Source organism: Winogradskyella pacifica (genome assembly GCF_013403915.1).
In the GTDB taxonomy this organism is placed as follows: domain Bacteria; phylum Bacteroidota; class Bacteroidia; order Flavobacteriales; family Flavobacteriaceae; genus Winogradskyella; species Winogradskyella pacifica.
The window spans coordinates 94,108-106,356 of sequence record NZ_JABFDI010000008.1 but is presented as its reverse complement, the minus strand read 5'-3'; the positions used below and the strand labels follow the sequence as shown (position 1 = coordinate 106,356).

Genomic DNA, 12,249 nt, shown 5'->3' with positions numbered 1-12,249 from the left:
TTATAAATTATTAATTGTCAAAGAAGCATAATACATTGACCCTATATAACCTGATCCAAATACAGTGAAATATTCTTTTCCACCAATATTTGTACCACCTAACTTAATTGTAGATTTTAAGGTTGGAATAGTGTAACTAATTTGTGCATCCACTGTGTGGAATTCTGGTACAATACCATCACCAAAAGTTGCTTCCCAGAAATAATCATCCGTAAATTTGTAGGCTACATTAAATCCAAAGTTTTTAAATAACTCTGTATTTCCAAAATGCGCTTTAAACTTGTGCTCTGGTGTATTAAAGTTCGTTTCAAAATTAGGATTAGCTGCTTGGTCAAAATCTTGTTTAGTGAATGTATAACTTCCACCTAAATCAAAATCGCCCATTATTTTAGTTGATAATCCTATTGAGGCTCCATAAGAATTAACATCTACGTCAGAATTTGTGTATGCACTATAAGTAGTGAAATCGCTACTTTCTATTGCGAGAACAGATAAATTTCTTTCAGCAGAACCTTCAGGGGCAGTAACATCACCATATAACGGTGCTATGACAACCTCTGAGGAAATAAAATCTTTATATTTATTATAATATGTACTAAAATCTATAGTCAATTTATCAAACTTTCCTCTATATCCAACCTCTATAGAAGATACTTTTTCTGGTGATACAAGGTTTGGATTCGCTACTGTTAAAACAGTAGGATCTCCACTTGCTGCTAGTTGTTTTACCGAAGATTCAGTATAAGAGTTATTGTACGCAGCAGCACCAGTTTGTGTATATACGGTTCCGTTACTTGCTGTGAAATCTCTAGAATAGCGATCTAAATTATCTGGGGCAGAACCCACTAATATTGCTCTACCAGCATCTAATCCAATAAATAAATCTTGAGTCGTTGGATTTCTAAAACCTGTTTGAGCAGAAGCTCTAATGTTATGATTTTTATTTAGCGTTAAGCCTACAGATAATCTAGGAGATACAAATCCATCAAAAAACTCTGACTTATCATAACGTGCAGAAGCCGTTATTTTTAAATTCATATCTTCATTTAATTCTAATTCTTTTTGAATTTGTGTGTAAACACCAAACTCACTATAGTCAATTTCACCATCATAATCCGTGTAGATAGACCCGAAAGAATTTAATTTATATTGTCTAAAAGACCCTCCAACTTGAATGTCTGCAATATCAGTTAAATGACTAAAGTTGTAGTTACCATCTGCGTGGTAGTATTTGGAAGCATCTTGGAATTGTGATCCTGTAGCTAAATCTGGGTCTTTAATAATTCTATTGAATGCATTATTGAATTCTGTTGAACCTGGTTCAAATCTCCCATTTTCAGCAGCAGCTCTTGCAGCAGCATGAGCCTGAGTATCTGTAGCACCACCTCCTAAAGTTGCAGCTACGTATGTATTTATATAATCACCGAACCAATCAGCATCACTTTTCCAAGCTCTGTTAATGTTGATTCCTGTAAATACCATATCATAAGAATCCCCAGCTTTGTCAGCTACAACATAACCTCTTATAAAATAATTGTCGTTTTTTAATTCTAGTTTATGTTGTTCTTGAAAGAATCCATCAATATTATATCGGTTAGTACCTTGGTATATAGTTGTACCAGTACCTACTTTACCGACATATTGTATTTCGAAATTGCTATCTGTTATTGGACGGTAGTATAACCCCCAATCGGCCTTAATACTTTGAGCTTTATGTTCTGTTAAGTCACGTTCATTATATCCTGTTCTACTTACAAAAACATCTGGGACAATACCTGTACCTCCTGATAAGTCATTAATGTTTGCTGATACTTCATCTCCATAAACGTTGATACCGTTATAGTTTAAATTGCTCGCTCTAGTGCCGCCAAACATATCACTATCGACTTCGCTAGTTGCGGCCCAATCTGTACCATCTAAATAACCAAAGTTTACTTTCGCGGCAAATTTATCGCTAAATTTATAAGCCATACTTAGACTTACATCTGTATATTCATTATCTCCGGCCGCTTTTTGAGAGGTGATACCTTTTTTGATAGCAACACTAATTCCTTGGTGATCAAAAGGGTTTTTACTTCGCATAAATAGAATACCATTAAATGCATTTGCACCATATAATGCAGAAGATGCTCCTGGTAATAGTTCAACACTATGTACATCTGTTTCAACCATACCAACAAGGTTTCCTATTGGGAAATTTAAAGCAGGTGTAGAGTTATCCATACCATCAACTAATTGCATAAAACGCGTATTTGCAGTGGTAGCAAAACCTCTTGTGTTAACAGATTTAAAAGTTAAACTACTGGTATTTACATCAACACCTTTTAAGTTTTCTAAGCCTCCATAAAAATCTGCTGAAGCCGTGTTTTTAATTTCTTTTAATCCAAAGCGCTCTACTGTAACCGGTGATTCAAAAATACGTTCTGGAGTACGGGACGCTGAGATGACAACTTCATCGAGTTCGTTACCTTCTGCTAAGGTAACATCAATCGTTTGGTTATTGGAAGTAATTTCGATTGTTTGAGCTTCGAAACCCGTATAACTTACACGGATTGAGAACGGTGGTTCTTGAGAAACCGTTAAGGTATAGTTCCCATCAAAGTCAGATACCGTACCTGTACTGGTACCTACTACAACAACATTTGCACCAGGTAATGGTAAGCCAGTATTGTCGATAATTTTACCATTTATTGTGGTTTGTGCAAATGATACCACGCAAAAAAGCATAGTGAAAAGCTTTAAGATTGTCTTCATGTTAGAGATTAGTTAATTAATTAGATGAGCAATTTAATTAAATATATGAAAATTCAATAAGAAATTCTCATAAAATTATGCGTGCATAGCATTTTATTATAAAAATAAGGCCTAAAAATTGAAAAATCCTCAATTTTTAGGCCTTGAAATATGATTATAATAACTGGTTTAACTATTCTACAGTAACTGATTTAGCTAAGTTTCTTGGTTGATCTACGTTCCTATCTAGCATTACAGCAATGTGGTATGAAAGTAACTGTAATGGTATTGTAGTTAATAAGGGGGTAAGACACTCTAGGGTCTCAGGCACTTCTATAACATAATCTGCTAATTCCTTTACACTTGTATCTCCTTTTGTAACAATACCTATAATTCTACCTTTTCTAGATTTTATTTCTTGTATGTTACTAACTACTTTCTCGTAATGTCCTTTTTTAGTTGCAATTACTACAACTGGCATTTGCTCATCAATTAAGGCAATTGGTCCATGTTTCATTTCCGCAGCAGGATAACCTTCTGCGTGTATATAAGAAATCTCTTTTAATTTTAATGCTCCTTCTAGTGCAACAGGAAAATTAAAGCCTCGACCTAAATACAAGAAATTAGTAGAATTTTTATATATATCTGCCACAGTTTTTACGTAAGCGTCAGATTTTAATGCTTCTTCAACTTTGCTCGGGATAGTTTCTAACTCAATAAGGTGATGTCTAAATTCTGAACTAGACATGGTTCCTTTAGCTCTAGCTAATCTTAAAGCGATTAGTGTTAATACAGTAATTTGTGTTGTAAATGCCTTAGTTGAGGCTACTCCAATTTCTGGACCAGCATGTGTATATGCACCTGCATCTGTTTCTCTTGCAATGGTTGAACCAACCACATTACACACTCCAAAAACGAATGCACCTTTAGATTTTGCTAATTTTATAGCCGCTAAAGTATCTGCGGTTTCACCAGATTGAGAAATGGCGATAACGATATCTTTTTCGGTTATTACTGGATTTCTGTATCTAAATTCTGAAGCGTATTCTACTTCAACAGGTATTCTTGCTAAATCTTCAAAAATATACTCTGCAACTAAACCAGCATGCCAAGATGTACCGCATGCTACGATTATAATACGATCTGCTGCCAAGAATTTTTTCATGTTATCCTCAACACCAGACATTTTAATTATGGCTTCTTTACTTAAAAGTCGACCTCTAAATGTATCTAAAATAGCACTTGGCTGTTCATAGATTTCTTTTAGCATAAAATGATCGTAACCCCCTTTTTCAATTTGTTCTAAATTAAGTTGAAGTTCTTGAATGTATGGATCAACTAAAATATCATTTTTAATTTTTCTAACTTTTATTTTTTTACCTCTTCTAATAATTGCCATTTCTTCATCTTCAAGATAAATAGCATTCTTAGTATATTCAATAAAAGGGGACGCATCACTTGCAATGAAAAATTCGTCATCACCAATACCAATTGCTAACGGGCTACCGAGTTTGGCAACAACAATTTCGTTAGGTTTATTTTTATCGAACACGGCAATAGCGTACGCTCCTACAACTTGGTTTAATGCAAGTTGTACAGCTTTACCTAGCTTTAGATTGTCATTTTTCTTTATCTCTTCAATAAGATTAATTAATACTTCCGTATCTGTATCAGATTGAAAAGTGTATCCTCGCTTGATTAATTCTTTTTTTAAAGAATCATAGTTCTCAATGATACCATTATGAATAATTACTAAATCTCCAGAATTAGAATAGTGTGGGTGTGAATTAACATCATTTGGTACACCATGTGTAGCCCAACGTGTATGACCTATACCTAGAGTTCCTTCAGTAGAAATCTCACTTTCTATTTTGTTTTTAAGATCAGAAACTTTGCCTTTGGTTTTTGATAGCTTAATGGTATTACCATCGTATAAGGCAATACCAGCACTATCATAGCCTCTGTATTCTAATCTTTGAAGTCCTTTTATAATAATAGGATAAGCCTGTTTATGGCCAATATATCCAACAATTCCACACATAGGTTTGTTTTTTAGTAATTTGGTTCTGTGTAATAGATTTCTAAATACACGCGTTTACTTTCGTCTTGATCTGTTACGTTATTACCGTACAGTATAGTTCCTCTTGGGGATAATACAGAGCCTATTGGTACAGTTAAATTTAAATCGTCATCAGTCTTTACTTTACTTTGAGAAAAGCTAATACTAGGGTCTTCTATGTTAACATTTAAAGATACAGCTAAACCAAGCTCAACATTTGTTGAGTCTCTTAATAGTAAATTATTAATATGTTCCGTAATCTTTAATTTATATTTAATACCTTTTTCATAGTCAGCGTCGGTTTCATCTTCAACACGTTGTAAAGGGCCGAGATGTCTAATTCTAGAAAACGAAGGTAAATTGGTGTTAGCAGCATCTAAATAATAATCGACTAAAGGTGTTTTATTTTGTGCATCATACAGATATAAGCGATTAGGTTCGTTGTCCGGATCTTCATTTAAAAGATCTAGTTGTTCTCTATCTACATAAAAAACCAAATTGGCTTCGTTAACTAATCGTTTAGAGCTTTCAAATTTGTTGTTTTCTAAGTTAACAAAATCATTTCTGAATTTATCGAAATTGCTAATACCTTCATCGGTGTCAAAACCATCAAATAATTTTATTCCCGCAATAGCGCCTTCTCCTCCTTTTAGGTAAATCCTACTGTCACCATTAGTTGCATCTCCGTCATTAATAGGCAGTGTAAAGTCGTTCTCGAAAAAATTAATTTTATTTGAGCCAAAAGTAAGAACATATGTAGAATTGTCTCTCAATTCTGCATCATCTGTGGTTGATTCTGTTAATTTTGAGTAGTATATTGTTATGTTAGCGTTATTAGAGCTTGTTGTATTTAAAACAAGAAAACTACCATCATCGTTTACGGTTTCCGCTTTAAAATAAAGACCTCTAAAGTACTCTGTAAAATTATTTAGATTACTTAAAACGGCATCTCCTTCTTTAGCTAGTATTTTATTCTCCCAAAAAGAAGGTTCTAACATGATTCTTATTCCTGGAGATTCGTTTGATAACAAGGTTTTATCTCCATTTTCATCGAGATTATTAACGTCTTTTAAGCTATAGCCTTTATCGTTTATATCAATTTCATTGTCAACCACGAACATATTACTACCCATTTCATCATAATCTACAAAAGTAAATTCTGAGCCTTCTAAAGCTGTCGTTGATATTGTTTCAGTTGTTGATGTTTTATCTGAAAAATAAGCTTGACCTTCATTAAAACCACCACTAGGATCAAAATTTCTAATGAAGTAGTTGTTTTCAAAAATTCTTAACTTTATGTTATTGTAGTTTTCCCCTTTAGATATTACAGAATCTAGACTGTAGGTCGTATTGCCATCTTCATCAATACCTGTTGCAGTACTAAAATATGGAATGGTAACAACAACAGAATCTACCCTTGCTTCATCTCCAAATGTTGGGGAGTATGTTGAAGGTGTTAACTGAGTTACAAAACTCGAGGTTGTTCTTCCATAAGCATCGTCGTAGATACCTAAGGTTGTTAAGCCTAATAAGTTTGTTTGTACTGGTGTTAAAGCTTTAGTATATGTTGTAACGTTGTATCCTTTTTCTGATAATATATCGAAATTTGTTGCGATATCACTATTGAGAACATCAGACTTTAAGCTTGCATAATCATTATCACAAGCAATAAAACTTAAAACAATTAAACCAAAGGATATAAACTGTAGGGCAATTTTATTTTTTTTCATAGGTAATATTAACTGTTTAATACAGTATTGTTGTAAAACTCTGTGTAAGGATCTGCAAATTCTTCAATAGAGTAATAATCTAATACCGGTTTTGTTAAATCATTTAAATACGTATCTAATTCTTTTGGTAATTCTTCAGAACCTCTAATAATGGCATCAGAATTATCGATTGCAATTTTCATTAAATTAATGTAATCTGGCTGATTTAATAATTTTGTTGTTTCCGCATCCAATCCATCAAAATTCACTTTAGAGATCATGTCTTTATCTAACGTGCCTTCAAAGCTTTGATTGTATACAGAGGTTACTATTTTACTTTCGGTAAATAAAGGTTCCGTTTTGTAAAACTCTTTTAAGTACAATGGAAGTAATGACGCTAACCAACCGTTAACATGAATAATATCAGGAGCCCAATTCAATTTTTTAACAGTTTCTATAACTCCTTTAGCAAAGAAGATCGCACGTTCGTCGTTATCTGAAAATAGTTTGCCGTCTTCGTCTGTTAATGTTGCTTTTCTCTTAAAATAATCTTCATTATCTATAAAGTAAACTTGGATACGTTCTTTAGGAATTGAAGCGACCTTAATAATCAAAGGCATATCTAAATCATTAATGACTAAATTGATACCAGAAAGTCTAATAACTTCATGTAATTGATGTCTTCTTTCATTAATATTTCCAAAACGAGGCATAAATATTCTAATCTGACCTCCTTGTTTGTTTACCATTCTTGGTGCTTCAAATGACATTGAAGAAATTTCAGTTTCTGGTAAATATGGAACAACTTCCGAGGACACATACAATATTCGTTTATCTTTCATAAATCTGCTGCTTTTGAAATTAATAGTAAAAAACATGCAAAATTACAAAAATTTGGGCAGATTGCTAGTATTATATTATGTTTGCATGCGTTAAACTTTTGTTACGACATTGAAAAACTTTCAAAATAAAACTGAATTATCGAATTATGTAAGTGCGTTAAAAGACCATGGTAGCACCATTGGCTTCGTGCCAACAATGGGTGCCTTGCATAAAGGACATTTGTCACTGGTTAATAAAGGGTTAAAAGAAAACGACTTTGTGGTTGTTAGTATTTTTGTTAATCCTACCCAGTTTAATAATGAGGAGGACTTAGTTAAGTACCCAAGAACTTTAGAGGCAGATCTCACGCTATTGAACACCGTGGGTGATGATCGCATCATTATTTATGCTCCTTCTAATGAAGATATTTACGGTAGTGAGATACAATCTCAAGCATTTAATTTTGATGGCCTAGAGCATGAAATGGAAGGTGCCTTTAGAGAAGGACACTTTGATGGAGTCGGCACCATTGTGAAACGTTTATTTGAAATTGTTAAGCCAGACCGTGCCTATTTTGGCGAAAAAGATTTTCAGCAATTACAAATTATTAGAAAACTTGTAGAGTTGCATCATTTGCCTGTTAAGATTATTGGTTGTCCAATTCACAGAGCAGCCGATGGATTGGCTATGAGTTCTAGAAATGCAAGACTGTCACCAGCGCATAGAGCTGATGCTCCATTTATTTATAAAACACTAATATCTGCCAAAACAAAGTTTGGCACAAAAAGTGCTCAGAATGTAACGGAATGGGTCAATACACAATTTAAAAAACAAGGACTTTTAGAGTTAGAGTATTTTATTATTGCGGATATTGCGACCTTAAAACCGGTAAAACGTAAATCAACAAAAAAGTCATATAGAGCATTTATAGCTGTGTATGCGGGCGATATAAGATTGATAGATAATATCGCTTTAAATTAATTATCTTTGTGGTATGCAAATACAAGTTGTAAAATCTAAAATTCATCGTGTAAAGGTTACAGGAGCCAAACTTAATTATATTGGTAGTATAACTATTGACGAAGACTTAATGGAAGCGGCAAATATTATACAAGGCGAAAAAGTTCAAATTGTTAATAATGACAATGGAGAACGTTTAGAAACCTATTGTATTCCTGGTCCACGTAATAGCGGCGAAATTACGCTTAATGGAGCTGCGGCACGTAAAGTAGCTGTTGGCGATACGCTTATTCTTATTACTTATGCGATTATGGATATTGAAGAAGCTAAGGTGTTTAAACCGTCATTAGTATTTCCGGACGAAGCCACGAATCTTCTAAAGTAAACAGGTGGCTAAACCTAAATCCATCCTAAAAGTTGTATTGCCATTACTCTTAGGAGTTGGCTTGGTATGGTATTCGTTGTCTAAAATCTCTATTCCTACTTTAGTTCAGTATTTTAAAGATGCTGATTATAGTTGGATAATTCTAGGTGTTTCTCTCGGTGTTCTTAGTCATGTGTCTAGAGCCTATCGTTGGCTGTATATGGCAGAGCCTTTAGGTTATAAGCCAAAATTTGGAAATAGTTTAATGGCTGTATACTCGGCATATCTTATAAATTTTACGATTCCACGTGCAGGTGAAGTTGCAAGAGCATCTATTTTGAAAAATTATGAGGGTATTCCTTTCGATAAAGGCTTTGGTACTATAGTTGCAGAGCGCATTGCAGATACTATTATGTTACTTTCAATAGTGGCTATAGCGTTTTTTATAGAATTCGAGTTCATTTATAATTTTTTTGCTGAGAAATTTAACCCAACCTCATTAATTTTAGGAGGTTCAGTATTGCTTTTAGGAGCTTTGCTGTTGTTTCTGTTTATTAAGAAAAGTACTTCCAAGTTTGCACTTAAAGTAAAAGGATTTGTAGTTGGATTATTAGAAGGAGCGCTTAGTATTTTCAAGATGAAAAAAAAATGGGCTTTTATAGGGCACACCTTATTTATATGGGTTATGTATGTACTCATGTTTTATGTTACCACATTTGCTTTGCCCGAATTACAAAACATAACATTAGCCGCTGTGCTTATCGGGTTTATTTTGTCTAGTTTTAGTATTGCAGCTACTAACGGGGGCATTGGCTCGTTTCCTGAAGCAGTCGTAATTGCCTTTTCATTATTTGGAATGGCAGAAGATCCGAGTAGGGCTTTTGGGTGGATAGTATGGTCAACTCAAACATTAGTTATTATCATTGTTGGTGGTTTATCATTATTATATTTACCTATTTTCAACAGAAAGAAAACAACATTATAAAAATATTTTTTACCTTACTTTAAATTTTTAATTTATGCATAATATGAAGAATTTTTACTTAGTTCTAGCTCTTTTTATAGGTTTAAATATTCATTCTCAGGCAGTATATAAAACCATTGATTCTTATAAGCTTGAAGGTGAACGTGAATTAAAAATTCAATTACCTAGAAATTATAACCCTGAAGAAAAACGTTCTTATCCTCTAATTATCGTTTTAGATGGCGATTATTTATTTGAGCCAATTGCTGGTAATATTGATTATCAATCCTATTGGGAGGATATACCAGATTGTATTGTTGTAGGAATTAATCAAGCATCTACAAGAACAGATGATTTTTATTATGATAATGAGTCCTTTTTTCCTTCGCATAATGGAGCTGCATTTTATGAATTTATGGCAGCCGAATTATTGCCATTTATTGAAGATAATTATAATGCCTCTAATTTTAGAATTATTGTTGGGCACGATTTAGGTGCTAATTTTATAAATTATTACCTGTTTAAGGATGAGCCTCTATTTAGGGCTTATGTAGCTTTAAGTCCGGATTTTGCGCCAGAAATGATGCATCGATTAAAACAACGCTTATCTATTCTGCAACAAGAAATATTTTATTACATGGCCACCGCAGATGCAGATATAAAAGCGATAAGAAGTTCTATTTTAGAGAATGATGCTATTCTTTCTACTATTGAAAATGAAAATCTTCTTTATAAATTTGATGATTTTGAAGACGCTAATCACTATTCTTTAGTTGGAAGAGGAATTCCAAAAGCTTTAAATCAGATTTTTGCCCTTTTTAAACCTATTAACGCGAAAGAATATTCAGAGAAAGTGTTAACTTTTGAAGGATCCCCTTACGATTATTTGATTAAAAAGTATAAAGACATAGAGCATTTCTATGGTTTTGAAAAAAAATTAATTGAAAATGATATTAGAGCTATTGCAGCAGCTAGCAATAAAAAGGATGATTTAGATTCTTTAGAAAAATTAGCTAAGCTAGTGAATAAAGAATTTCCGAAATCAATGTTAAGTGCTTATTATTCAGGAATGTATAATGAAAAAGAAGGCGATTTAAAAAGAGCTTTACAGCGTTATAAATCGGGTTTATTATTAGAGCCATCCCAATCTGTAGATAAGGAAATGATGCTCGATAAGATGTATGAAATTCAGGATAAGATGAAAGATTGATGCATTTCATCGAAAAAAATTGACAACATAGCGATAATTTAGTATGTTTGGTATCCCAAATCTAAACCTACTTATCATGAAAAAGACTATTTTTTTAGTTCTTGCATGTCTAATTTGCGCTTCTTCATTTGCGCAGACCACCTATCAGGAAATATCCTCGGCTAAACTTAACGCCGTGCGTAAATTAAAAGTTAAACTACCAAAGAATTATGATGCAAATGCTGATGAAAAGTATCCAGTAATAATTGTATTCGATGGGGATTATCTATTTGAACCCGTAGTTGGTCAAATAGACTTTCAAACGTATTTCGATAATATGCCAGGCTCTATAGTTGTTGGTATAATGCAAGGGGAAAACCGTTTTTATGATGGTTATTACGATCCGACTACAGGGTTGCCAACAGAATCGGGACTTAGATTTCATGATTTTGTTTCAGACGAATTATTACCTTACATAGATAAAAAATACAACACCAGTAAGTTTAGAGTTGCTGTTGGTCATGATAACATGGGTAATTTAATTAACTCTTATTTGTTTAAAGAGGTGCTCGATTTTCAGGCTTACGTTTGTATTAGTCCAGATTTTATTGGGTCGTTAAATAACTTTATTTCAAAACGTTTAGCACTTTTCAAAGATGATATTTTCTATTATTTAGCAACTTCAGAAAAGGATATACCACAACTTCGAGAAAGTATATTGTCTACAAACGCACAAATTAAAGCACTAGATAACCAGAACGTAACCTATTATTTTGATGATTTTAAAGATGAAAATCACTATACGTTAGTAACAAGTGCTTTGGCTAGATCTTTTGAAAAGATTTTCGATATCTACAATCCACTAAGAGAAAAAGAGCTTGAAGAAAAAGTATTGCCTTATGAGGGGACTTTAGACAATTACTTAACGGATCGCTATAAAAGGATAGAAAAGCTTTTTGGTATTAAAAAAGAAATTAGTGAAGCTGAAATAGAAAAAGTAATAAAAATTGCAGAACAACGTGAAGATTTAAAATCACTTGGTAAATTAGGCGCGTTAGCGAATAAACTTCATCCAGAATCTTTAATGGGGACGTATTATTTAGCACAATCTGCAGAAAAACTTGGTAAAACAAAGAAAGCAAAAAAATTATATGAATCTGCATTAACCTTAAACGATGTAAGTCATATTAATAGAGATTTTATCTTTTCTAAGATTGATGAACTTACTGTAGCGGATTTAGATGAAGAGATTGATGATAATGACGACGATGATGAAGAGAACTAGAAAACATAGATTGTCTACAGACTATTTTTTTGAATCATTATTTGATAAAACAAAAACGTTTTTATTTTCTAATATGCCTTCAAAATTAGTTGCATTAAAAGTTTTAGCTATTATAGGTTGGTTTAAAGACATCAACTAAAATTGTCTTAATTTAGCTGTTTCAA

General features: G+C 32.9%; 10 protein-coding genes. 6 read left to right on the top strand and 4 right to left on the bottom strand.

Translation table 11 applies throughout. The features are described 5' to 3' along the window. The 4 genes from HM984_RS09005 to HM984_RS08990 form a co-directional block, all read right to left on the bottom strand. On the bottom strand, positions 1–2,754 hold the full coding sequence (locus HM984_RS09005) for a TonB-dependent receptor (RefSeq protein WP_179348925.1): 2,754 nt from the start codon (positions 2,752–2,754) through the stop codon (positions 1–3). 172 nt (positions 2,755–2,926) lie between these two features. Further along, on the bottom strand, positions 2,927–4,774 hold the full coding sequence (gene glmS, locus HM984_RS09000) for a glutamine--fructose-6-phosphate transaminase (isomerizing) (RefSeq protein ID WP_179348924.1): 1,848 nt from the start codon (positions 4,772–4,774) through the stop codon (positions 2,927–2,929). A gap of 11 nt (positions 4,775–4,785) precedes the next feature. Continuing rightward, positions 4,786–6,522, bottom strand: a complete 1,737-nt coding sequence (gene bamH / locus HM984_RS08995; RefSeq protein WP_115810754.1) for a BamH family beta-barrel-assembly machinery protein — start codon at positions 6,520–6,522, stop codon at positions 4,786–4,788. Positions 6,523–6,530: 8 nt separating this feature from the next. Beyond that, positions 6,531–7,343 carry a glycogen/starch synthase gene (locus HM984_RS08990; protein WP_115810752.1) on the bottom strand — a complete coding sequence of 271 codons (813 nt, stop codon included), beginning with the start codon at positions 7,341–7,343 and terminating at the stop codon, positions 6,531–6,533. Between the two features lie 109 nt (positions 7,344–7,452). On the opposite strand from HM984_RS08990, the gene panC reads away from it, so the two are divergent. The 6 genes from panC to HM984_RS08960 all read left to right on the top strand — a co-directional run bounded on the left by panC (position 7,453) and on the right by HM984_RS08960 (position 12,224). Continuing rightward, a complete protein-coding gene (panC, locus tag HM984_RS08985) occupies positions 7,453–8,304 on the top strand; it encodes a pantoate--beta-alanine ligase (RefSeq protein ID WP_115810750.1) in 852 nt (283 codons plus the stop codon). Between the two features lie 13 nt (positions 8,305–8,317). Then, positions 8,318–8,668, top strand: coding sequence for an aspartate 1-decarboxylase (gene panD / locus HM984_RS08980; protein WP_020897988.1), 351 nt, complete (start codon positions 8,318–8,320; stop codon positions 8,666–8,668). A 4-nt stretch (positions 8,669–8,672) separates the two neighbouring features. Continuing rightward, on the top strand, positions 8,673–9,632 hold the full coding sequence (locus tag HM984_RS08975; RefSeq protein ID WP_179348923.1) for a lysylphosphatidylglycerol synthase transmembrane domain-containing protein: 960 nt from the start codon (positions 8,673–8,675) through the stop codon (positions 9,630–9,632). 43 nt (positions 9,633–9,675) lie between these two features. Beyond that, positions 9,676–10,821: an alpha/beta hydrolase gene (locus HM984_RS08970; protein ID WP_115810746.1), complete on the top strand. Its 1,146-nt coding sequence runs from the start codon at positions 9,676–9,678 to the stop codon at positions 10,819–10,821. 76 nt (positions 10,822–10,897) lie between these two features. Next, complete coding sequence (locus HM984_RS08965) at positions 10,898–12,085, top strand: alpha/beta hydrolase (RefSeq protein WP_179348922.1); 1,188 nt, start codon at positions 10,898–10,900, stop codon at positions 12,083–12,085. Further along, positions 12,072–12,224, top strand: a complete 153-nt coding sequence (locus HM984_RS08960) for a hypothetical protein (protein ID WP_179348921.1) — start codon at positions 12,072–12,074, stop codon at positions 12,222–12,224. The genes HM984_RS08965 and HM984_RS08960 overlap by 14 nt, the downstream gene beginning before the upstream one ends. The last annotated feature ends 25 nt before the right edge of the window (positions 12,225–12,249 follow it).